This is a genomic window from Streptomyces sp. NPDC005805 (assembly GCF_040630445.1).
GTDB lineage: Bacteria > Actinomycetota > Actinomycetes > Streptomycetales > Streptomycetaceae > Streptomyces.
In genome coordinates this window covers 173,106-195,405 of record NZ_JBEXXN010000002.1, presented here as the reverse complement: position 1 = coordinate 195,405, position 22,300 = coordinate 173,106, and the positions used below count along the sequence as shown (strand labels likewise).

Below are 22,300 nucleotides of genomic sequence, written 5' to 3'. Positions count from 1 at the left end.
GCTCCCGTTCCCCGGCCCGGTGGCTCTGCGCGGGGCAGGCTGATGGGCGGAGCGCATCGGGTGGACGGGGAATGGGAGCGCTCCCATGAGACTGGTCGCAGAGGGCGGAGCTTGTCAAGGGTGGTCCGCCGGGCCGGGGCGCCCGGCGCGGGACCCGTGTGCCGGTCCGCGCGGGATCCGTGTGCCGGTCCGGACGTGCCGTCAGGCCGTGCCGCGCCGCACCAGCTCCGTACGGACGATCACGTTCCGCCAGGCCGCGCCCGGATCGGCGATCTGGTCGACGAGGACGCCCGCCATCGTCCGGCCCATCTCCTCCACCGGCTGGCGGACCGTGGTCAGCTGCGGGTCCGTGTGCTGCGCGAGCGGCGAGTCGTCGAAGCCGATCACCGCCACGTCCTCGGGCACCCGCCGCCCGGCGGCGCGCAGGGCGTGCAGGGCGCCCGCCGCCATGACGTCCGAGGCGGCGAAGACCGCGTCCAGGTCGGGGTGGCGGCGCAGCAGCTCGGTCATGGCGTGCCGGCCGCTCTCCTCGGTGAAGTCGCCGTGCGCCACCCGGGACGCCTCGTGGTCCGGGCAGGCCGCGCGCACGGCCTCCTCGTACCCCCGCAGCCGGCACTGCGCGACGTACATGTCACCGGGCCCGGTGATGGTGACGATCTTCCGCCGGCCGGTCGCGAGCAGATGGCGCACCGCGAGCCGCGCGCCGCCCGCGTTGTCGGAGTCCACGTACGACACCGTCTCGTCGGCGGTGCGCCGGCCGCCCAGGACGGTGGGCATGTCCATCTCGGCGAGGAGGTCCGGCAGGGGGTCGCTGCGGTGCACGGAGACCAGGAGCACGCCGTCGATGCGGCGGGCCTTCGCGTACTGGAGGAAGCGGGTGCGCTCGCGCTCGGTGCGGACCAGGGTCAGCAGGAGCTGGAGCTCGGTGTCGGCCAGCCCCATCCCGACGCCGTGGATGATCTCGGAGAAGTACGGCTCCGTGAAGAACCGCTTCTCCGTCTCGGGGACGACCAGGGCCACGGCGTCCGTACGGCTCCCGGCCAGGGCCCGGGCCGCGTGGTTCGGGACGTAGCCCAGCTCGGCGATGGCCCGTTCGACCGCGAGGCGGGTCGAGTCGCGCACCCCGGGGGAGTTGTTGATCACCCGGGACACGGTGCCCCGCCCCACTCCCGCGCGTGCGGCGACCTGCTCCAGCGTGGGCGGGCCCTGGCGTCCGCGTACTGCCATGTGCGTGTCCTCCGGTGCGCGGTGGTGGTCGTGCTCGATTGTCCCCGGACTGCCGTGTCTCCGGACCGTCCGGACCGTCCCCGGGAGGCCATGGTGTCAGAGTGATCGGGAGCGCTCCCGTTCGCGGGCGTTTCCGCGCAGTTCGGGGGAGGGGCCGGGCGGGAAGCGGGAGCGGACCGCGCGCCGCCAACTGCCGTTCGGGGCGAACCCAGTTCTCACACTCCCGACATCTCGGAGCAATAAAGCTCTGCTGTCCGGCCTTGACAGTGCGTGGCGGCGCCGGGAAGCTTCGAACCAGGCAGAAGTGGGAGCGCTCCCATAGGGTCCCGGCGCCCCGCCCGGGCTGTTCGTGCACCGCTTCCCCACCCCTCCCCCCGCCGTGACCGGTCCCTGCCGCCGTCAGCCGAATCAGTCGTCGTCGTAGGAGCATCAGATGCGCATATCCACCGGTGTCGCCCGGCCCGGAACCCGGGCGATCACCCTCACCGCCGCCGGCCTGGCCGCCCTGGCGCTCGTCCTCTCCGGCTGTTCGGCCGGTGGCGGCGGCACCGCCGAGGACGGCGCCGGGGACGGGAAGACCACCCTCCGCGTCGGCACCTTCGGGTCCTTCGGCTTCGACGACAAGACCGGCGCCAAGCTCTACGCCGAGTACGAGAAGCAGAACCCGCACATCACGATCGTCGAGACGAACGTCGCCGACGGTCAGAAGTACTGGGACGCGCTCAAGCTGCGGCTCTCCCAGGGCAGCGGGCTCGCCGACATCCAGGCCGTCGAGGTCGGCTACATCGCGGAGGCCACCGGCGAGGCGATGGCCGGCAAGTTCGTGGACCTGCGCGAGGCCGAGGGTGTCGACACCTCCGCGTTCCTCGACTGGAAGGTCAAGCAGGCCACCACCCGGGGCGGTCAGGTCGTCGCCCTCGGCACCGACATCGGCCCCATGGGCATCTGCTACCGCAAGGACCTCTTCGAGAAGGCGGGCCTGCCGACCGACCGCGAGAAGGTCGGCGCGCTGTGGGCGGGGGACTGGGCCAAGTTCCTGGAGCAGGGCGAGAAGTACAAGGCCAAGGCCCCGGCCGGCACCGCGTTCCACGACTCGGCGAGCGGCCTGTTCAACGCGGTGATCTCCAGCGAGCCCGACCAGTACTCGGACGGGAGCGGCAAGCTCCACTGGGAGGGCAGCCCCGGCGTCGCCAGGGCCTGGGACCTCGCGGTGAAGGCGGCGGAGGGCGGACTGACCGCCAAACTGCGGCAGTTCGACGAGAAGGGCACCTGGAACGCGGCCTTCAAGAACTCCCGCTTCGCCACCGTCGCCTGCCCGAGCTGGATGACCGGCATCATCAAGGACCAGGCCGGGCCCGCCAACAAGGGCAAGTGGGACATCGCCCAGGCGCCCGTCCCGGCCAACTGGGGCGGCTCCTTCCTCGCCGTTCCCAAGGCGGGCAAGCACACGGCGGAGGCCGCCAAGCTGGCCGCCTGGCTGACCGCGCCCGAGCAGCAGGCCAAGGTCTTCGCGGTGAACGGCAACATCCCGTCCACGACCGCCGGTCTGGCCTCCGACACCGTGCAGAACGCCCAGCCCGAGTACTTCCCCGGCGTCCCCGTCGGCACCATCTACTCCGAGGCGGCCCGGAAGATCTCCCCGGCACCCATCGGCCGCCACGACGGCCAGGTCAAGACCTTCCTGACGGACAACGGGATCCTCGACATCGAGACCCGGGGCACCGCGCCCGACGCGGCCTGGAACAACGTCAAGAAGCTGATCGAGGACAAGATCGACCAGTAGCCCGCCCGGCGCCGGCCGCCCGTCCTCCCCGGGCGGCCGGCGCACTCCGTGACCATCCCCGACTCATGACGCACCAGGGAAAGGGCGCCTGATGGCCACCTCCCTCCAGCCCGGCCAGGACCCGGCACCGCCCGCCGGGCCCCCGCCCGGGCCCCGCCCCTCCACCACCCCCGGGGCCGCTGCCGCCCCGCCCCGAGACCCCGACGGCTGGCGCAGCCGCCTCTACCGGCTCGACCTGAAGGCGACGCCCTATGTCTATGTCGCCCCGTTCTTCCTCGTGTTCGCCGCCTTCGGCCTGTTCCCCCTCCTCTACACGGGCTGGCTCTCCCTCCAGAAGGTGGAACTCGGCGGCGAGGCCGAGTGGCGCGGCCTGGAGAACTACACCCGGCTCTGGGACAGCGACTTCTTCTGGAACGCCCTGGCCAACACCTTCACCATCGGCGTCATCTCCACCGTGCCGCAGCTGCTGATGGCCCTCGGCCTCGCGCACCTGCTCAACTACCGCATCCGGGGCCGGGGCTTCTACCGGGTCGCCGTCCTCGCCCCGTACGCCACCTCGATCGCGGCCGCGGCCCTGGTCTTCGCGCAGCTCTTCAACACCGACTACGGGCTGATCAACCAGCTCCTCGGCTACATCGGCCTCGACCCGGTCAACTGGGAGACGGAGAAGTGGCCGGCGCAGATCGCCATCTCCACGATCGTGACCTGGCGGTGGACCGGCTACAACGCGCTGATCTACCTGGCCGCCATGCAGGCCGTCCCGAACGACCTCTACGAGGCGGCGGCCCTCGACGGGGCCTCCCGCTTCCGGCAGTTCATCAGCATCACCATCCCCTCGATCAAGCCGACGATCCTGTTCACGATCGTCGTCTCCACGATCGGCGCCACCCAGCTCTTCGGTGAGCCGCTTCTCTTCGGCGGCAGCCTCGGCATCGGCGGCGGCAGCGGGAACCAGTACCAGACGCTCAGCCTGCTGATGTACGAGAAGGGCTGGGTCACGGGCGCGCTCGGGCAGGCGGCCGCCATCGCCTGGGTGATGCTGCTTCTGCTGCTGTTCATCGGGCTCGTGCGGTATCTGCTCGGCCGGCGTTCCGGCGGACGGAAGCCCTCCGCCGGACGGAAGCCCTCCGCCGGACGGAAGACGAAGGACGGAGCGGTCCGCTCATGACACACGCGATCGACACCACGCGGCGCAGTCCCCGGCGCCCCACGCAGCCCGGTCCCCGGCCCGGCGGCCCCCAGCGCGGCCCGCGCCGGCGGTTCGGCGGCGCCGCACGGGCCGGACGCCAGCACCACGCCGGGCCGTTCACCTATCTGCTGCTCGGCTTCGCCGCCCTGGTCTCGCTGTTCCCGCTCTACTGGAACCTGGTCGCCGCCTCCCACACCGGCGAACGCGTCGTCCAGGCGCCGAGCCCCTTGCTGCCCGGCCGGGAGCTGATCAACAACCTCTCCATCGCCTGGAACCAGGTCGACATGGGCGTGGCCCTCGTCAACACCACGATCGTGGCGAGCGCGGTCGCGCTGAGCACGGTCCTCTTCGCGACCGTCGCCGGATTCGCCTTCGCCAAGCTGCGGTTCAAGGGCCGCAATGTGCTGCTGACGATCGTGGTGGCGACCATGACCGTGCCGCCGCAGCTCAGCGTGATCCCGCTCTACCAGCTGATCACCGAGTTCGGCTGGGTCAACCAGCTCCAGTCGGTGATCCTGCCGAGCCTGGTCGCCGCGTTCGGGGTGTTCTTCATGCGGCAGTATCTGCTGGAGGCGCTGCCCGTCGAACTGATCGAGGCGGCCCGGATGGACGGCGCGCACAGTCTGCGGATCATCTGGCATGTGGTCTTCCCGGTCGCCCGGCCGGCGATGGCGGTCCTCGGCATGCTGATCTTCGTCCAGGCGTGGAACGACTTCTTCTGGCCGTTCATCGCCCTCACCCCGGACGGCTCTCCGACCCTCCAGGTGGCCCTGGCCGGTCTGGGCGCGGGCAATCACACGGTGAACCACGCGATCGTGCTGACGGGCGCGATGATCGCGACGCTGCCGCTGCTGCTCGTCTTCGCGTTCCTCGGCAAGCACATCGTCGGGGGCATCACCTCGGGGGCGGTGAAGAACTGACGCCGACGCGCCCGTCATCGACCGGTACCGGGCCAACCGTTTGATGCGTCAGGAGGGCCCCGCCTAGGGTCGGCTGTGACCAGCGACAACCCATGCGTCTCCAGGGGGCCTTGTGCGCATCCACCATCTCAACTGCGGTTCGCTCCGGACGATCGCGCCGGTCGGCGGCGAGTCCACGGCGGCGGAGGACGGTGGTCCGGGGGAACGGGCCGCCGTCAGCCGCTGCCTGCTGGTGGAGACGGACACGGACGGGCTGATCCTCGTCGACAGCGGCCTCGGCACCGCCGACGTCCGGCAGCCCGAGCAGTCCCTGGGCGCGGAGTGGATCGCCCACGTCCAACCCGTCCTGGATCCGGAGGAGACGGCGCTGCGTCAGCTCGTCCGGCTCGGGTACGCGCCGGGGGACGTACGGCACATCGTCCTCACGCATCTGCACCGCGACCACACGGGAGGGCTGCCGGACTTCCCGCACGCCCGGGTGCATCTGCACCCCGAGGAGTACCGGACGGTCACCGACCCCGCCGCGGCCCACCACCGGCACACCCTGGACCGCTTCATGCCGGCCCACCGGGCGCACGGCCCGCTGCTGACCCCGGCGGACGCGGACCCCGGCGCGGAGTGGTTCGGCTTTCCCGGGGTGACGCGCCCGCGCGGCCTCGGCTGCGAGCTGCTGGTGGTCCCGCTGCCCGGTCACTCGGCGGGGCACGCGGGTGTCGCGGTGCGGGACGCCGACGGGCGGTGGCTGCTGCACGCGGGCGACGCGTACATGTACCACGGCGAGATCGCGCACACCCCGCCCCGGGAGCACCCGGTCTTCGAACCGGTCCAGCGGGGAGCCCAGATCGACCCGGCCTCGCGCACCACCACGCGCGACCGCCTGCGCGCTCTCCACCGGGACCACGCGGACCAGGTCACCGTCTTCAGCGCGCACGACCCGTGGGAGTTCGCCGGCCGTTAGGCCGTGTCCGTTGCGCGTGCTACGCCTCGTCCGAGACGGAGAGCGCCTCGGCGATCATGCGGGTGGCGAAGTCCTTGTCGCCCGCGATGCGGTTGATGTGCTCCGCGAGCAGAAAGGCGGTGGCCTCCAGCGGGTTCATCTCCACGTCCGTCCACTCCCCGTACTGCTTGCGCCACAGGGTCGGGCTCAGCCCGGTGCCCGCGGCGATGACCAGACCGGCCATGGTGGGGATGGCCTCGGGCCGGATGCTCTTGGGCATCATGCGCATCGTGGCCACGAGGTTGGGCACCACGTACTCGACGACGTCCTTGTCGTGCTCCTCGTGCGCCTGCCGCAGCCACATCATGAACATGTAGATGAGCGTGCACGCCCCGTCCAGCACGTCGTCGGCCTCCTCGGGCCCCATCGACGCGGTGAACTGCTCCAGCAGCGCCTGCTGTTCGGGGTCGCTCGTGCCCTCGGTGTCGTGGATGCTCTTGAGCCGGGAGTCGATCATCATCAGCGCGGTGCCGACGTCACCGACGGGGGCGAACTGGGGAGAGCAGGGCGAAGTCACGGGGGTTCCCTCTCGATGGCTGCGTTGGGCGATGCGGCGTATTCGTAGCGTAGTCATACGCGGCGGCGGGCGGGGCCGCTTGGCGTATTGAGGCCGGCCGGACGACGGGATGCGCGCCCGTCCCCGGCCGGGTCGCCGCCGCTCCCGTCCCCCTTGCCTGTCCCTCGTCGGACGCGCTGTCAGTGGTCGCCGATAGGTTCGGTTGTGTTCCGCCGACCTGGCGAGAACGTCCCCTTTCGCATGCATGGGAGCTGGTGCGTTGTCGGTCCGGGAGAAGTCGAGCACGGTGCGGGTCGTGGCGCCCGCGCGGGTGCGGAAGTTGGCCAAGGTGCCGTTCGTCGAGCTGGCCGACGGACGGTTGCAGGGGGTCGTGTCCAGCGGGTCGGACATCGGGCGCGTGTATGTGTCCTCGGTCGCCGCCGGGACGTACGCGTTCGCGTGCAGCACCAACAACAACCGCCCCTGCGGCGGGGCGCGCGGTACCTTCTGCAACCACATCCGCGCCCTCGTCGGTGAGGCGGTGCTCCAGTACGGCGGCGAGCGGGTGGCCCGCTACCTCAAGGTGGACGTCGACGGGGAGCCGGAGACCTACGCCCTCGTGATGGCCATGACCTCGACCAGGCCGGCGCAGGGTGACACCTCCGCCGCCGCGCCCGTGTTCAGCCGGTTCCTGCGCCACCTGGCGTACCTCGAACTGGCGCCGACGACCGCGCCGTTGCCCGAGATGCAGTGGTTCCCGACGACGAGGGCGGTGGCCTGATGCGTACCGATCTCCTCACCGATCCGGTCGAGGGCCTGGACGAGGCCTTGGCCGCCGTGGACGCGTTCGACGGCGCGCTCCTCGCCGGACTGCTCCGGCCCGGGCCCGCCCAGGCCGACGCGCTCGCCGGACTCGCCGACGCCGTCGCGGGGTCGCCGCTGGCCGCCCGGGTCGCCGAGGCGGCCGAGAAGGCGGCGGCCGGAGCGGCCGGCGAGGACCACTTCCTCGCCCTCGCCGCCGCCCGCAGCGCCCTCCTCGGCTCCGTGCACGACGCGCTCACGGCCCGGATCGACGCGGCCACCGGCCGCCCTCGCGCCGAGGGGCCGGGGGCCGGCACGGCGGAGGGGGACGCCGGGCACGCGGCGAACCTCCTCGCCGCCGCCCGGAGCTGGCTCTGCGACCTCGCGCGGACCGGCTGGCAGGGCATCGACCACGAACTCGTCGCCGGGGCCGCGTCCGTCGTCTCCGCGATGCTCCCCGACCCGGCGCTGCGTCGGCAGGCTGTGCTGCTCGACGGGTTCGCCGCCGAACTCGCCGCGTCCTGCCCGGGCGCGACTCTGGAGCACATCCCGCTGCGCCGCTGGGCCGACCTCTGGTCCCGCGCCCTGCTGCTGACACTCCCGGGCGCGGCCGCCGCGCCCGCCTCCGGCACGGCCACCGGCCGGCTGCTGCCCCTCGGCGTCGATGTGCAGGAGCACGCCACCGCCGTCCAGGCCCAGGTCCACGCGGTGTTCGAGCCCGCGGACGGGGGTCCGCCCCGGCTGGTGCGGGCCGGTGCTGCGGCGCCCAAGCCCGACACCGTCGTCGGCGCGGGGCTCTGGCAACTGCTCCGCCCGTATCTGTCCCTGCTCACCGCCGTCGGGGAGGGGCGTTCGATGGACCTGGACGCCATGCCCGTCACCGACGAGGGGGACCTGATCTGGGACGACGCCCGGGCCCGGCCCGGTGAGCCGGCCGACGCGTTCGCCACGGCCCGGGTCGCCCTGCCCGCCGCGACCTCCCCGGTGGCCGCGCCCCTGGACCGCCACCCCGTCCGTATCGCCGTGCCCGTCCTCGTCGAGGGCTATGCGGCGCGGCAGGACGAGGACGGCTCGACGGTGTTCGAACTCGCCGGCCAGGCCCTCGCCGTCGACGCGGACCGCCTCCCGGCGGCCGGTCCGCTCACCCCCGACACGGTCGCCGCGTCCGGGGCCTGCATCGGGCTGCTGCGCTGGGACGCGGGGGAGTTCCGGCTCCAGCCGCTGGCCGTGGAGGCGACCGTCCGGAAGAAGAGCGTGGCCGTCCATGCGGGGGCGTGGGCCGGTGGCACCACCGACAAGGCGGGGGCGCGCGCGGAGAAGGCGGCGACGGACGCGGTCGCGGTGCTGAGGGAACGAGCGGGAAGGCTGCTGCGCAAATGACCGGATCCCGCACCGAGGGCGCCGGGCGCACCGAGGGCATCGAGCGTGCCGAGGGCGTGGCCGCCGAGGTGTCCGAGACCGTCGCCGAGCCGGTGGGTGAGGCGCGCGCCGAGTCCCTGGCCGTGCCCGACGAGGCCGGGCCCGACCCGTACGACAACCGCCGTCAGGTCCTGTACTGGCGCCTCCTCGCGCGGCTCTTCGACCCCGAGGAGCAGCCCGCGCTGGAATCCGCGAGCCTCGCCGTCGTCGAGGACATCGGACTGCCGTCCGCACTCCTCGACCCGGGTGCGTCCGTCGACTCCGTCGTCCAGCGCCACCCCGGGCTGGACGCCGAGTTCGACGGCCTGATGACGCCGGAACCCGAGGCGGACGGCGCCCGTGACCGGGCGGCCGAGGTGCGCCGTGCGGCCCTCGCGTCGAAGGTGCTGCTCAACGTCTTCAGCACCGGCTCCGGCACCGTCACCGCCGAGCAGCTCGCCCGCTGGCAGGCGGACGCGGGCTGGCTGGAGCGCGCCTTCGGCTGCCCGCCCGGCGCCTTCCGGGGCGGACGCGGCACCGGCGCCCCGGTCCCCGGGCCGGGTGGCGCCGGCGGCGTCGGCCCCACCGGCACCGGCGGCGGCCGTACCCCCGACCTCGGCCGGCTGATCCCCGAGATCGGCCCCGAACTCGGGTCCATCGAGGCCGGTCTCGTCAAGCGCATGCATCTGCGCGAAGTGCTGGCCGACCCGCAGCTCGCCGCCCGGCTCACCCCGAGCATGTCCCTGATCGAGCAGCTGCTGCGCGACAAGGACAACCTGTCCGGCACGGCCCTGGCGAACGCCAAGTCGCTGATCCGGCGCTATGTCGACGAGGTCGCCGCCGTGCTGCGGACCCAGGTGGAGAAGGCCACGGTCGGCGAGCTGGACCGCTCCGTCCCGCCGAAGCGCGTCTTCCGGAACCTCGATCTCGACCGCACCATCTGGAAGAACCTCACCAACTGGAGCCCGGAGGAGGAGCGGCTCTACGTCGACCGCCTCTACTACCGGCACACCTCCCGCAAGACGACGCCCCAGCGGCTGATCGTCGTGGTGGACCAGTCCGGTTCCATGGTCGACTCGATGGTCAACTGCACCATCCTGGCCTCCATCTTCGCCGGGCTGCCGAAGGTCGACGTCCATCTCATCGCCTACGACACCCAGGCGCTGGACCTCACGCCCTGGGCGCACGACCCGTTCGAGACCCTGCTGCGCACCAAGCTCGGCGGCGGCACGGACGGCACCGTCGCCATGGCGCTCGCCCAGCCGAAGATCGCCGAACCGCGCAACACCGTGGTGGTGTGGATCTCCGACTTCTACGAATGGCGCACCGAGGAGCTCTTCGAGAGCATGGCCGCCGTCCACCGCTCGGGCGCGAAGTTCATCCCCGTCGGGTCGGTGACCAGCTCCGGGCGCGGCAGCGTGAACCCGTGGTTCCGGGAGCGCTTCAAGGACCTCGGCACCCCGGTGATCTCCGGCCACATCAAGAAGCTCGTGCACGAACTCAAGACCTTCCTGACCTGAGCCCGCAACCCCGAACGCGAACCCCGAACGTCACGCGAACGCGAACCCCGCACACGACCCGCGCCCGCACGCGAACGCGAACCCGAATGCCGACGCGAACGCGAACCTGAACGCGAAAGGCCCACACCCATGTCCGATCTGCTGCGCGCCCCCGCCGAGATCAAGTACGCCGAGGAACTCGACTGGCTGGAGTCGATCGACGACGGTCCCAAGCCGTTCTCCTGGCGCCTCTCCCCGAAGATGGTCCGTCTCTTCATCCTCGGCTCCGAGCGCGCCGACGGCCTGGACCGCGAGGTCCAGCAGAAGTGGTTCGGCGACCGCAGCTTCGTCGAGCGCTCCATCGTCACCCTCGCCTCCGACCGCGGCCTGCTGCTCATCGGCGACCCGGGCACCGGCAAGAGCTGGCTGGCCGAGCTGCTGTCCGCCGCGATCAGCCGGAACTCCACCCTGGTCGTCCAGGGCACGGCCGGTACCACCGAGGACCACATCAAGTACTCGTGGAACGTGTCCATGGTGATCGCCAAGGGCCAGTCGCGGGAGTCGATGATCCCCTCGCCGATCATGACCGCGATGGAGGCCGGCTCCATCGGCCGCTTCGAGGAGCTGACCCGTTCCACCAGCGATGTGCAGGACGCGCTGATCTCGATCCTCTCCGAGAAGTACATCTCGGTCCCGGAGCTGGAGAGCGACGGCGGCGGCGACAACATCGTCTTCGCCAAGCCCGGCTTCTCGATCATCGCCACCGCCAACAGCCGGGACCGGGGCGTCAACGACCTGTCCTCCGCGCTGAAGCGCCGGTTCAACTTCGTCCGCATCCCGGTGGTGACGAACAAGAAGAGCGAGGCGGAGATCGTCCGCTTCCGCACCGAGGAACTGCTGCGCCGCCACTCCATCGAGCTGGACGTGCCGCCGACCCTCCTCGACGTCCTCCTCCAGAGCTTCGCCGACCTGCGCGCCTCCGCCGCCGCGGCCGGCAGCGACGACGAGAAGCTGGAGTCCGCGCTCTCCACCGCCGAGCAGATCGGCGTCCTGGAGGACGCGGTCCTGCACGGCAACTTCTTCGGTGAGCGCGCCCTGACCGCGCGTACCCTGGCCTCCTCGCTGGTCGGCTCCCTCACCCGCCGTGAGCCGGAGGACCTGGCCATCCTCAACAAGTACCTGCACGGGGTCGTCGAGCCGCGCAGCAAGGAGGAGGGCGGCTCCTGGCCGGAGTTCCTGGAGGGCGGCCGCGACGCGATCGCCACGCTGTCATGAGCGGGCCCGACGAGACCCCGTTCGGCGCTCTGCGCGGCCAACTCCACGAGGCGGCGGCCACGTTCGCGGGCGGGCCGGACGCCCTGGAGGGCATGCTCCTCGGCATGGTCGACGACGTGGACCGCGCGCTCCGCGAGCCGCTGGAGATCTTCCCCGTCTGCCACCACTCGCCCGCCTCCGCTCTCGCGATGGCCCGCCGCCTGCGCGAGAAGCAGCCCAAGGTGGTGTACCTGGAGCTGTGCGAGGACATGGCGCCACTCCTCACCGAGCTGCGCAACTGCCGGCTTCCGGTGGCGGTGCAGGCGTTCGCCGGGGAGATCGACGGCTTCCCCGCCGAGTGGGCGCCGCTGTCGGTGGTCGCGCCGATCACGGAGGCGTCCGCCGAGTACCAGGCCATCGCGTACGCCCTGGACACCCCGGGCGTCGAACTGGTGCTGGTGGACCGGTCATCGGACCATGTCTTCCAGTGGGACGCGCGGCGCGAGCGCTCCCCGGAGCAGCCGCCCGCCGTGGGCCGGCCCGCCGAGGAGGAGGCCGCGCTGCACGGCGAGGCCGTCGGCGTCGAGATCGGCGACCTGCGCCCGCGCTTCGCCGAACTGGAGGAGCACCTGCTGCGCCACGGCAAGGTGCGGCACTGGTCCGAGTGGTGGCACCAGTACGTCGAGGTGCCCCTCGGCGGCGGCGACCACGACACCTACCGCCAGGTCATGTTCCTCATCGGCAGCCTCTTCCGGCGCCTCGCCCCCGGGGACGGGGACCGCGTCCGGATCGACGAGGACCGCGAGCGGTACATGTGGACCCGGATGCGCGAGCACCTGGCGGCGAGCGGCACGGACCCGGGGGAGTGCCTGTACGTCTGCGGCGCCTTCCACGCGGCCAGCCGCGTCGAGGAGTTCGGCGTGCACGGCGGCGACGGCTTCGAGCTCACCCCGCGCACCGCCACGACCTGGCAGTACGGGCTGATCCCGTCCAGCCACGCCGCGATCGAGGCGCAGTTCGGGCTCGCCGCCGGTTCGGTGTCCATCGCGGCGACGGAGTGGGCGAAGAACCTCAAGCGCACCCGGGTGAAGCCGTACCGGCTGGAGGGGCAGGCGGGCACGAAGAAGTCCCGGGCGAAGAAGACCGCCCCTGCCCCGGCCGTCCCGACGCCCGCGCCCCCGGCCCCGCCCGCGCCCCCGGCCGAGGACCAGCTCTCCGGCTTCCTGCGCAGGCCGCCGGTCCTCGACACCCTGGACGAGGCCGAACTCCTCGGCTGGTCCGTGGAGATCGTCCGCGCGGCCCGCCGCAACGGCTACCTCGCCTCCACCGCCGACGCGATCGCCGTCTTCGAGACGTCCATCCTGCTCGCCGGGATGCGGGACCGGGCCAAGCCCACGCCGTACGACTTCCAGGACGCGGCGGTCACCTGCATCGAGAAGGACTCGGTGCCCGGGCGCCGGGACATCGGCCGGCTCGTCGAGATCATGATGGGCGGCGACCGGATCGGCCAGGTCGGCTACGAGGCCCTGCCGCCGCTCGCCCGCGACGTCCACGACCGGCTCGCGCCGCTGGGGCTCAAACTCCAGCAGCGGGGCGTGCGGCGGGCGCTGCTGGACATGAACGCCCAGCCGGAGCTGCGGGCTTGCTCGGACGTGCTGTGGATGCTGCGCCGTCTGATGCCGCAGGGCGCGGCCCGGCCCATCATGGGCGAACGGACCCTGGGCGAGCGCTCCACCCAGGAGTCCTGGGACCTGGCCCTCGGCACCCACCAGCGGGCCCTGATCGAACTCGGCTACGAGGGCGTCTGCATCGAACAGGTCCTGGAACAGCGGCTGCGGCGCGAGGCGTACGGGGCGCGGGCCACGACGGCGGTCGTCCTCGGCGCGGTCGAGGACGCCACCCTCTACCTGGGCAGCCGCCGCCTCGCCGACGAACTGGGCACCCGCGCGCTGGAGGTCCTGGCCGCCGAACGCTCCGTGGACGGCGCGCCGGAGGTCCTGCGCCGGGTCCGCCGGCTGCTGGCGTACTACCGGACCGCCGAGCCGGTGCTGCCGCCGTGGATCGAGTCCTTCGTCAAGACGGGGTACGCGCACTACTGCACCCTGCTGCCGACCGCGTTCCGGGACGAGGACGCGACGGTGGGCCAGGTCGCGGCGATGCTGGGCTTCCTCTTCAGCATGGAGGGCCTGGCGCTGTCGCTGGGCTGCGACCGGGCGCAACTGGAGCTGGCCGTCGCGCAGTCGCACCCCGAGGACCCGGCGAAGACGGCACTGCTGTGGGCGGCGCAGGTCCAGCTCGGCACGCTCTCCCGGGCCGAACTGCGGGCGCGTTGCGACGAGCTGCTGGCCAACCCGCTGGTGGTCCCCGCGTACCCGCGCTACCTCAGCGGCTTCGTCCACGCGCTGGAGCCGGTGCCGGGGCTGGCGGACGTGGTCGTCGAGGCGGTCTCCAACGCGTTCGCCCGCCTCCCGGACCCGGTCCTGCTGCCGTGGCTGCCGACCCTGATCACCACCCTGCGGTCGACCGCCTCGGAGCTGGCCCCGCTCCTGATCCGCGAGGCGGGCCGGGTGTTCCCGGCGCGCCTCCCGGCCCTGGACACCTGGGTCCCGCCGTGGCGCGCCCCCGCGGCACCGCCGGCCCGCCGTGCCGCTCTTGCCGCCCCGCGCGGCGCGTCACTCCTCGCCGCCCACCCGGCGACCTGCGACGGGCTCGCGACCCTGCTGGGCTGCGCGGGGGAGTGGGCCCCGGCCGCCCCCGCGTCCCCGGGCGCGACCCTGCTCACCCGCCACCCGGAGCCGGCCACGGCACTGGAGGCGCTGCTGTCGGGGGCGTGAACGCGCTCCGGCCACCGCCCCGGCCCCGGCCCCGGCTGCGCGCCGGGGCCGGAGGCCGGAGCCGGTCTATGCCACCGAAGCGCACGCCGCCGTGGACCCCCGGACGACCAGTTCCGGGAGGAAGACGAACTCGCTGTGCGGGGCCGGGGTGCCGCCTATGTCCTCCAGGAGGGCGCGGACGGTGGCCTGGCCCATGGCCTGGACGGGCTGGCGGATGGTGGTCAGGGGCGGGTCGGTGAACGCTATGAGCGGGGAGTCGTCGAAGCCGACGACCGAGACGTCCTTCGGGACGTGCAGGCCCCGCTGCCGTGCCGCGCGGATCGCGCCCAGCGCCATCATGTCGCTGGCGCAGACGACCGCCGTGCAGCCCCGGGCGATCAGCTCGGAGGCCGCCGCCTGGCCGCCCTCCAGGGAATAGAGGGAGTGCTGGATCAGCTCCCGCGACTGCTCCGCCTCCAGCCCGAGGCGTTCCGCGACCGCCTGCTGGAAGCCCTCGATCTTGCGCAGCACCGGGACGAAGCGGCGCGGGCCGAGAGCGAGGCCGATGCGGGTGTGGCCGAGGGAGACCAGGTGCGTCACCGCCAGGTGCATCGCGGCCCGGTCGTCGGGGGAGACGAACGGCGCCTGGACCCTGGGGGAGAAGCCGTTGACGAGGACGTGCGGGACGCCCTGCGCGCGCAGCCGGTCGTAGCGTTCGGTGTCGGCCGTGGTGTCCGCGTGCAGGCCGGAGACGAAGATGATCCCGGCCACACCGCGGTCCACGAGCATCTCGGTCAGTTCGTCCTCGGTGGACCCGCCCGGGGTCTGCGTCGCGAGGACCGGGGTGTACCCCTGGCGCGTGAGGGCCTGGCCGATCACCTGCGCGAGCGCGGGGAAGATCGGGTTGTCCAGTTCCGGAGTTATCAGGCCGACCAGCCCGGCGCTGCTGCGGCGCAGCCGTACCGGCCGTTCGTAGCCGAGCACGTCGAGTGCGGCGAGGACGGATTCGCGGGTGGCCGCGGCCACACCCGGCTTGCCGTTGAGCACGCGACTGACTGTGGCTTCACTGACCCCCGCCTGGGCTGCGATGTCGGCGAGCCGCGCGGTCATGGAAGGGGACTGTACCGGGCGTGCCGGGGATTGCCCACCAGGTGGGGCCCCGGTGGGTCCGCCCCCCCCGGAGCCTGCCCGGCCGAGCCCGCGCCCGGCCCCCGCCGGGCTCGCACCCGGGCCCCCGTCGGGCCTGGCCGAAGACCTCCGCACCCGTAACCCGCGTCACACCTCCTGCAAAGTCTTGCGAGCGCCTTGCCGCACGCTTGCAGCAGCGGGCACCCTGTACCGGTGCCGGTGTCAAGCGATGCGTCGGCAACTCTCCGGACACGCGGATGTAACGATCACCCGTCCTTGCAGAAATTTGCCGCAAGGTCTTTCCGATGGTTTTCAGCCCTGTTACGTTCCTGGCAACCCGGCACCGCGAGGGAGCGGACGGCGGGAGGCCGAGAGCTGTGCCTCCGCCCTTCCGGGCTTCACTGAAGGAGTTCACATGCGGCGTGGCATAGCGGCCACCGCTCTGGTCGCGGCACTGGCCGTGTCGGCGACGGCGTGCGGCGGGGACGACGGCGGCAACGGTGGCAGCAAGGGCTCGGGCGAGCTCAGCGGCACCGTGACCTGGTGGGACACCTCCAGCGTCGGCAGCGAGGACAAGGTCTTCAAGAAGCTCGCGCAGGACTTCACCAAGCTCCACCCCAAGGTGAAGGTCAACTACGTCAACGTGCCGTTCGGTGAGGCGCAGAACAAGTTCAAGAACGCCGCCCAGTCCGGCTCCGGCGCTCCCGACGTCATCCGCTCCGAGGTCGCCTGGACCCCCGAGTTCGCGGACCTCGGCTACCTGGCCCCCCTCGACGGCACCGCCGCGCTGAAGAACGAGGACGACTTCCTCAAGCAGGCCGCCGCCTCCACCCAGTACGACGGCAAGACCTACGCCGTGCCCCAGGTCATCGACTCCATGGGCATCTTCTACAACAAGAAGATCTTCAAGGAGGCCGGTGTCGAGGTCCCCAAGACCATCGACGAGCTGAAGACCGTCTCCGCCACCATCAAGGACAAGACCGGCAAGACCGGCCTCTACCTCCGCGGCGACGACGCCTACTGGTTCCTCTCCTTCCTCTACGGCGAGGGCGGCGACCTGGTCGACGCCAAGGAGAAGAAGGTCACCATCGACGGCGAGGCCGGCGTCAAGGCCCTGGAGACCGTCAAGGACCTGGTCGACTCCAAGACCGCGATCACCGACGCGACCAACGGCTGGGACAACATGCAGGCGTCCTTCAAGGACGGCAAGGTCGCCATGATGATCAACGGCCCGTGGGCCGTCGCCGACACCTACGCGGGCGCCGAGTTCACCGACAAGGCCAACCTCGGCATCGCCCCCGTGCCCGCCGGCTCCGCCGGCCAGGGCGCTCCCCAGGGCGGCCACAACCTCGCCGTGTACGCGGGCTCCAAGAACCTGGACGCCTCCTACGCGTTCACCGAGTACATGACCTCCGCCGAGTCCCAGGCCAAGGTCGCCAAGGAGCTCAGCCTGCTGCCGACCCGCAACTCGGTCTACTCGCAGCCCGGTGTCGCCTCCAACGAGATCATCGGCTTCTTCCGCCCGGTCGTCGACAAGGCGGTCGAGCGCCCCTGGATCCCCGAGACCGGTTCCCTCTTCGCGCCGCTGGTGACCGAGTACACCAAGGTCCTCACCGGCCAGACCACCCCGGAGAAGGGTGCCAAGGCCACGGCCGAGGAGTACCGCAAGCTCCTCAAGGACTGGAAGTAACCGGTACCGGAAAGCCAGGAAGTACGAGGAAGAACAAGGAAGGTTGACCGGCTGATGGCTGTGGACACCAGCAGCCAGTCGGTGGTGAAGGCCGCGGGCGAGAGCGCCCGCGGCCGGAGCCGCCGTGCTGGCGGGCCCGAGCGCAAGCTCCGCCGTTCCTTCTCCACGCACTGGTACGCGTGGGCGATGGTCGCCCCCGTGGTCGTCGTGCTGGGAGTGATCATCGGATACCCGCTGGTGCGCGGTGTCTATCTGTCGCTCACCGACGCGAACGAGCGCAACGTCGCGCGGTCCATCGGCGTCAACGAGATCCCGGCCACCTACGAGTTCGTGGGGCTGGAGAACTACAAGGAAGCGCTCACCGGCTCGCAGTTCCTGGACACCCTGGGCTGGACACTGGTGTGGACGGTCTCCTGTGTGGCGATCACCTTCGCCCTCGGCATGGCCCTCGCCAACATGCTCAACCGGCGCATCGCCGGCCGCTCCTTCTACCGGATGTTCCTCATCCTGCCGTGGGCGGTACCGGGCTTCGTGTCGGTGTTCGCCTGGCGCTTCCTCTACGACGAGCGCCGCGGCCTGCTCAACCAGATGCTCGGCGGCGCCGGCATCGACGCCCTGCCCTGGCTCAACGACCCCACCTGGGCGAAGTTCTCCGTCATCGCCGTCAACGTCTGGCTCGGCGTGCCCTTCATGATGGTCGCCCTGCTCGGCGGTCTGCAGTCCATACCCGGCGAGCTGTACGAGGCCGCCGAGATGGACGGCGCCGGCCCCTGGCAGCGGTTCCGCAACATCACGCTCCCCGGGCTGCGCTCGGTCAGCACCACCGTGATCCTGCTGAGCACCATCTGGACGTTCAACATGTTCCCGGTGATCTTCCTGCTCACCAGGGGCGGGCCGGGCGAGGCGACACAGATCCTCGTGACCCAGGCGTACAAGTTCTCGTTCGAGATCAGCCCGCGCGACTTCGCGCAGTCCTCCACCTGGGGCGTGCTGATCCTCGTGCTCCTGATGGTCTTCGCCGCGGTCTACCGGCGAGTCCTCCGCAAGCAGGGAGAAGTCTGGTGACCACCGCTGTCGGAACCTCCCGGCGGGCGAAGCCCGCCCCCGTGAAGCACCGCCCCCGCGGCACCCGTTCGCCGCTCGCCTCCTTCGGGCTGCACGCCACGCTGATCACGGCGTCCGTGATCGCCGTCTTCCCGGTGCTGTGGGTCCTGCTGACCTCGCTGAAGCCGGCGCAGTACGCGACCACCACCGACTTCGTGAAGGAGACGACCCTCGAGAACTACACGAAGCTGCTGGCGGACACCCCGTTCCTGACCTGGTTCGGGAACTCGCTCCTGGTCGCCGGGCTGACGACCGTGCTCGGCGTGTTCGTCGCCTCGACGACCGGCTACGCGGTCAGCCGCTTCCGCTTCCCGGGCAAGCGGGGCCTGATGTGGACCCTGCTGATCACGCAGATGTTCCCGGTCGCCGTCCTGATCGTGCCGATCTACAACATCATGTCGTCGATGGGCCTGCTGAACGAGCCCGCCGGCCTGGTCATCACCTATCTGACCATCGCCGTCCCGTTCTGCGCCTGGATGATGAAGGGCTTCTTCGACACCATCCCGACGGAGATCGACGAGTCGGGCCAGGTCGACGGCCTCACCCCGTTCGGCACCTTCTGGCGGCTGATCCTCCCGCTCGCCAAGCCGGGCATCGCGGTGACCGCGTTCTACTCCTTCATCACCGCCTGGGGCGAGGTCGCCTACGCCTCCGCCTTCATGATCGGCGACGAGAACCTCACCCTCGCGGGCGGCCTCCAGAAGTTCGTCAACCAGTACGGCGCCCAGTGGGGCCCGATGACCGCCGCCTCGGTGCTCATCGCGGTCCCCGCGGCGATCGTGTTCCTGTTCGCCCAGCGCCACCTGGTGACCGGCATGTCCGCCGGCGCCGTCAAGGGCTGAGCGGCGGCACCGAGCGCCCACCACGCGTATGAAGCCGCGGCGCCGGTCCGTGCCTGTACCCCGGGCCGGCGCCGCACCCCACCCCATGACTTCCAGGGATGACATGACCCAGCACCTTGCCGCCCCCGCCGCCCCCACCTCCGGCACGGACACCGGCTGGTGGCGCGACGCGGTGATCTACCAGGTCTACCCCCGCAGCTTCGCCGACGGAAACGGCGACGGCATGGGCGATCTGGAGGGCATCCGCAGCCGGCTGCCGTATCTGCGGGACCTCGGTGTCGACGCCGTGTGGCTGAGCCCCTTCTACGCCTCCCCGCAGGCCGACGCCGGCTACGACGTCGCCGACTACCGCGCCATCGACCCGATGTTCGGCAGCCTGCTGGACGCCGACGCCCTCATCCGCGAGGCCCACGGCCTCGGCCTGCGGATCATCGTCGACCTGGTCCCCAACCACTCCTCCGACCAGCACGAGTGGTTCCAGCGCGCCCTGGCCGAGGGCCCCGGCTCCCCGCTGCGCGAGCGCTACCACTTCCGCCCCGGCAAGGGCGCGGGCGGCGAACTGCCGCCCAACGACTGGGAGTCCATCTTCGGCGGTCCGGCCTGGACCCGGGTGGCCGACGGCGAGTGGTACCTCCACCTGTTCGCCCCGGAGCAGCCCGACTTCAACTGGGAGCACCCGGCCGTCCGCGACGAGTTCCGCTCGATCCTGCGCTTCTGGCTGGACATGGGCGTCGACGGCTTCCGGGTCGACGTGGCACACGGCCTGGTCAAGGCCGAGGGGCTGCCCGACATCGGCGGCCACGACCAGCTGAAGCTGCTCGGAAACGATGTCATGCCCTTCTTCGACCAGGACGGCGTGCACGAGGTCTACCGCAGCTGGCGCCGGGTCCTCGCCGAGTACGGCGACGACCGCGTCCTGGTCGCCGAGGCGTGGACGCCCACCGTCGAGCGCACCGCCAACTATGTGCGCCCCGACGAGATGCACCAGGCGTTCAACTTCCAGTACCTGGGCACCCACTGGGACGCCGCCGAGCTGCGCAAGGTCATCGACGCCTCCCTGGAGGCGATGCGCCCGGTCGGCGCCCCCACCACCTGGGTGCTCTCCAACCACGACGTGACCCGCCACGCGACCCGGTTCGCCAACCCGGCCGGCCTCGGCACCCAGCTCCGCGAGGCGGGCGACCGGGAACTCGGCCTGCGCCGCGCCCGTGCCGCGACCCTGCTGATGCTGGCCCTGCCCGGCTCCGCCTACCTCTACCAGGGCGAGGAACTCGGCCTCCCGGACGTCACCGACCTCCCGGACGAGGTCCGCCAGGACCCCTCGTTCGGGCGGGCCAGCGGCCAGGACGGCTTCCGCGACGGCTGCCGGGTGCCGATCCCGTGGACGGCGGAGGGCTCCTCGTACGGCTTCGGCAGCGGCGGGAGCTGGCTGCCCCAGCCCGCGCAGTGGGCCGAGCTGAGCGTCGAGACCCAGACCGGCGACCCCGGCTCCACCCTGGAGCTGTACCGCAGCGCGCTCGCCGTGCGCCGGGTCCAGCCGGGCATGGGCGCGGGCGAGTCCGTCGAGTGGCTGGACGCGCCCGAGGGTGTGCTCTCCTTCGCCCGCGACGGCTTCGTGTGCACGGCCAACACCACCGGCGCCCCGGTGCGCGTCCCGGCGCCCGGCCGGGTGCTGCTCGCCAACGACACGGTGCACATCACCGGCGGCGAGGCCGAACTGCCGGCGGACACCACCGTCTGGTGGGCGGTGTGACGCTCCCCCTGCCCCGGGACGGCGCCCACGCCGTCCCGCGGCTGGCCGACCTCGCGCTCCAGGCCGGGGTCAGCGAGGCGACCGTCAGCCGGGTGCTCAACGGCAAGGCGGGCGTCGCCGCGCCGACCCGCCACCGGGTCCTGGCCGCCCTGGACGTCCTCGGCTACGAGCGGCCCGTGCGGCTGAAACAGCGCAGCGCGGGCTTGGTCGGCCTGGTCATCCCCGAGCTGACGAACCCCATCTTCCCGGCGTTCGCCCAGGTCATCGAGCAGGTCCTGGGCGGGCACGGGTACACGCCGGTGCTGTGCACCCAGATGCCCGGCGGGGCCACCGAGGACGAGCTGGTCGAGCAGCTGGAGGAGCGCGGGGTCACCGGCATCATCTTCATGTCGGGTCTGCACGCGGACACCGCCGAGGATCCGGGGCGCTATGCCCGGCTGTCCGCGCGCGGGGTGCCGTTCGTGCTGATCAACGGCTACAACGAGCGGATCGACGCGCACTTCGTCTCGCCCGACGACCGCTCGGCGGCCCGGATGGCGGTGCGGCACCTGGCGGACCTGGGGCACGAGCGGATCGGGCTGGCCGTCGGGCCCACCCGGTATGTGCCCTCCCGGCGCAAGACGGAGGGCTTCCTCGCCGCGCTGCACGCCGAGTCGGGGCTGTCGCACGAGGAGGCCGGACGGTTCGTCAGGTCCACCCTGTTCAGCGTGGAGGGCGGCCAGGTCGCCGCGGGCGCCCTGCTCGACGAGGGCTGCACGGGCATCGTCTGCGCGAGCGACCTGATGGCGTTGGGCGCGGTGCGTGCGGTGCGGGCCCGGGGGCTGGATGTGCCGGCGGACGTGTCGGTGGTCGGCTTCGACGACTCCCCGCTGATCGCGTTCACGGACCCGCCGCTGACGACGGTGCGCCAGCCGGTGCAGGCGATGGCGACGGCGGCGGTGGACGCCCTGATCGAGGAGATCGGCGGAAACCCGGTCCAGCGCACGGAGTTCGTCTTCCAGCCGGAGCTGGTGGTGCGCGGTTCCACGGGTGCGCCGCGCCACTGAGGTTCCCCCTGGGGCCCGGTGGGGCCCTGCCGGGGGACCGGTCCGGCCGGCCGGGCGCGTGAGGCGCCGGTACGGACCGGCGCCACCGGCCGACCGGACCGGAGTCGTGGTTGAACGTAACACCGCTGCAATGACTTGCGAAAGAGTTTGCGGACACGGAACGGCCACGTTTCCCCGTCGTCACAAAGCCCTGGGCCAAGCTTGGTTCGAAGGCTTGACCGAGGCCCGGGCGGGTCGTACGGTCTCGACCGCAACAAGTTTCAGACTTCTTGCGAAAACATCTTCAATGGCCTTGCGGGCATGGCGCGTTGCCGCACGAGGCTGCCCCCACCCCCCCCACACGTCACCCGCACCTCCCCC

General features: G+C 71.9%; 17 protein-coding genes. 14 read left to right on the top strand and 3 right to left on the bottom strand.

Going from position 1 to position 22,300, the window contains the following annotated elements; translation table 11 throughout:
- Window positions 1-201 precede the first annotated feature (201 nt).
- Window positions 202-1,227, bottom strand: a complete 1,026-nt coding sequence (locus ABZ457_RS02440) for a LacI family DNA-binding transcriptional regulator (RefSeq protein ID WP_359153005.1) — start codon at window positions 1,225-1,227, stop codon at window positions 202-204.
- A 433-nt stretch (window positions 1,228-1,660) separates the two neighbouring features.
- Between ABZ457_RS02440 and ABZ457_RS02435 the strand changes: the two genes are divergently transcribed.
- From ABZ457_RS02435 to ABZ457_RS02420, 4 genes are all read left to right on the top strand, one after another.
- Window positions 1,661-3,010, top strand: coding sequence for an ABC transporter substrate-binding protein (locus ABZ457_RS02435; protein WP_359153003.1), 1,350 nt, complete (start codon window positions 1,661-1,663; stop codon window positions 3,008-3,010).
- A gap of 91 nt (window positions 3,011-3,101) precedes the next feature.
- The gene (locus tag ABZ457_RS02430; RefSeq protein ID WP_359153001.1) at window positions 3,102-4,178 is read left to right on the top strand and encodes a sugar ABC transporter permease; all 1,077 of its coding nucleotides are present in this window, start codon (window positions 3,102-3,104) and stop codon (window positions 4,176-4,178) included.
- Window positions 4,175-5,119: a carbohydrate ABC transporter permease gene (locus ABZ457_RS02425; protein ID WP_359152998.1), complete on the top strand. Its 945-nt coding sequence runs from the start codon at window positions 4,175-4,177 to the stop codon at window positions 5,117-5,119. Before ABZ457_RS02430 ends, ABZ457_RS02425 begins: the two co-directional genes overlap by 4 nt.
- Window positions 5,120-5,231: 112 nt before the next feature.
- Window positions 5,232-6,077: an MBL fold metallo-hydrolase gene (locus ABZ457_RS02420; protein ID WP_359152996.1), complete on the top strand. Its 846-nt coding sequence runs from the start codon at window positions 5,232-5,234 to the stop codon at window positions 6,075-6,077.
- Between the two features lie 19 nt (window positions 6,078-6,096).
- Here the strand turns inward: ABZ457_RS02420 and ABZ457_RS02415 are convergent, their stop codons facing one another.
- Window positions 6,097-6,633: a hypothetical protein gene (locus tag ABZ457_RS02415; RefSeq protein ID WP_359152994.1), complete on the bottom strand. Its 537-nt coding sequence runs from the start codon at window positions 6,631-6,633 to the stop codon at window positions 6,097-6,099.
- Window positions 6,634-6,877: 244 nt separating this feature from the next.
- Between ABZ457_RS02415 and ABZ457_RS02410 the strand changes: the two genes are divergently transcribed.
- The 5 genes from ABZ457_RS02410 (at window position 6,878) to ABZ457_RS02390 (ending at window position 14,398) form a co-directional block, all read left to right on the top strand.
- Window positions 6,878-7,393, top strand: a complete 516-nt coding sequence (locus ABZ457_RS02410) for a hypothetical protein (protein ID WP_359152992.1) — start codon at window positions 6,878-6,880, stop codon at window positions 7,391-7,393.
- On the top strand, window positions 7,363-8,793 hold the full coding sequence (locus ABZ457_RS02405; RefSeq protein ID WP_359152990.1) for a hypothetical protein: 1,431 nt from the start codon (window positions 7,363-7,365) through the stop codon (window positions 8,791-8,793). Before ABZ457_RS02410 ends, ABZ457_RS02405 begins: the two co-directional genes overlap by 31 nt.
- Complete coding sequence (locus tag ABZ457_RS02400) at window positions 8,790-10,331, top strand: VWA domain-containing protein (protein ID WP_359152988.1); 1,542 nt, start codon at window positions 8,790-8,792, stop codon at window positions 10,329-10,331. The genes ABZ457_RS02405 and ABZ457_RS02400 overlap by 4 nt, the downstream gene beginning before the upstream one ends.
- 129 nt (window positions 10,332-10,460) lie before the next feature.
- Entirely contained in the window at window positions 10,461-11,585 is a 1,125-nt protein-coding gene (locus ABZ457_RS02395; protein WP_359152986.1) for an AAA family ATPase, read from the top strand.
- Window positions 11,582-14,398 (top strand): hypothetical protein, encoded by a 2,817-nt coding sequence (locus ABZ457_RS02390; protein ID WP_359152984.1) that lies wholly within the window; start codon window positions 11,582-11,584, stop codon window positions 14,396-14,398. The genes ABZ457_RS02395 and ABZ457_RS02390 overlap by 4 nt, the downstream gene beginning before the upstream one ends.
- Before the next feature lie 66 nt (window positions 14,399-14,464).
- Here the strand turns inward: ABZ457_RS02390 and ABZ457_RS02385 are convergent, their stop codons facing one another.
- Window positions 14,465-15,487, bottom strand: a complete 1,023-nt coding sequence (locus tag ABZ457_RS02385; protein WP_359152982.1) for a LacI family DNA-binding transcriptional regulator — start codon at window positions 15,485-15,487, stop codon at window positions 14,465-14,467.
- A gap of 433 nt (window positions 15,488-15,920) precedes the next feature.
- On the opposite strand from ABZ457_RS02385, the gene ABZ457_RS02380 reads away from it, so the two are divergent.
- The 5 genes from ABZ457_RS02380 to ABZ457_RS02360 all read left to right on the top strand — a co-directional run bounded on the left by ABZ457_RS02380 (window position 15,921) and on the right by ABZ457_RS02360 (window position 21,940).
- Window positions 15,921-17,195 (top strand): extracellular solute-binding protein, encoded by a 1,275-nt coding sequence (locus ABZ457_RS02380; RefSeq protein WP_359152980.1) that lies wholly within the window; start codon window positions 15,921-15,923, stop codon window positions 17,193-17,195.
- A 54-nt stretch (window positions 17,196-17,249) separates the two neighbouring features.
- The gene (locus ABZ457_RS02375) at window positions 17,250-18,260 is read left to right on the top strand and encodes a sugar ABC transporter permease (protein WP_359152978.1); all 1,011 of its coding nucleotides are present in this window, start codon (window positions 17,250-17,252) and stop codon (window positions 18,258-18,260) included.
- A complete protein-coding gene (locus ABZ457_RS02370) occupies window positions 18,257-19,141 on the top strand; it encodes a carbohydrate ABC transporter permease (RefSeq protein WP_359152976.1) in 885 nt (294 codons plus the stop codon). The genes ABZ457_RS02375 and ABZ457_RS02370 overlap by 4 nt, the downstream gene beginning before the upstream one ends.
- Window positions 19,142-19,244: 103 nt before the next feature.
- Window positions 19,245-20,894 carry a glycoside hydrolase family 13 protein gene (locus ABZ457_RS02365; protein WP_359152974.1) on the top strand — a complete coding sequence of 550 codons (1,650 nt, stop codon included), beginning with the start codon at window positions 19,245-19,247 and terminating at the stop codon, window positions 20,892-20,894.
- Window positions 20,882-21,940, top strand: a complete 1,059-nt coding sequence (locus tag ABZ457_RS02360) for a LacI family DNA-binding transcriptional regulator (RefSeq protein ID WP_359152972.1) — start codon at window positions 20,882-20,884, stop codon at window positions 21,938-21,940. The genes ABZ457_RS02365 and ABZ457_RS02360 overlap by 13 nt, the downstream gene beginning before the upstream one ends.
- Window positions 21,941-22,300: the final 360 nt, after the last annotated feature.

Coding starts and splice junctions, on each gene's coding strand:
- ABZ457_RS02440 (WP_359153005.1), bottom strand. CDS start 1,227: ATGGCAGTACGCGGACGCCAGGGCCCGCCCACGCTGGAGCAGGTCGCC.
- ABZ457_RS02395 (WP_359152986.1), top strand. CDS start 10,461: ATGTCCGATCTGCTGCGCGCCCCCGCCGAGATCAAGTACGCCGAGGAA.
- ABZ457_RS02380 (WP_359152980.1), top strand. CDS start 15,921: ATGCGGCGTGGCATAGCGGCCACCGCTCTGGTCGCGGCACTGGCCGTG.
- ABZ457_RS02430 (WP_359153001.1), top strand. CDS start 3,102: ATGGCCACCTCCCTCCAGCCCGGCCAGGACCCGGCACCGCCCGCCGGG.
- ABZ457_RS02385 (WP_359152982.1), bottom strand. CDS start 15,487: ATGACCGCGCGGCTCGCCGACATCGCAGCCCAGGCGGGGGTCAGTGAA.
- ABZ457_RS02365 (WP_359152974.1), top strand. CDS start 19,245: ATGACCCAGCACCTTGCCGCCCCCGCCGCCCCCACCTCCGGCACGGAC.
- ABZ457_RS02400 (WP_359152988.1), top strand. CDS start 8,790: ATGACCGGATCCCGCACCGAGGGCGCCGGGCGCACCGAGGGCATCGAG.
- ABZ457_RS02390 (WP_359152984.1), top strand. CDS start 11,582: ATGAGCGGGCCCGACGAGACCCCGTTCGGCGCTCTGCGCGGCCAACTC.
- ABZ457_RS02425 (WP_359152998.1), top strand. CDS start 4,175: ATGACACACGCGATCGACACCACGCGGCGCAGTCCCCGGCGCCCCACG.
- ABZ457_RS02375 (WP_359152978.1), top strand. CDS start 17,250: ATGGCTGTGGACACCAGCAGCCAGTCGGTGGTGAAGGCCGCGGGCGAG.
- ABZ457_RS02435 (WP_359153003.1), top strand. CDS start 1,661: ATGCGCATATCCACCGGTGTCGCCCGGCCCGGAACCCGGGCGATCACC.
- ABZ457_RS02410 (WP_359152992.1), top strand. CDS start 6,878: ATGGGAGCTGGTGCGTTGTCGGTCCGGGAGAAGTCGAGCACGGTGCGG.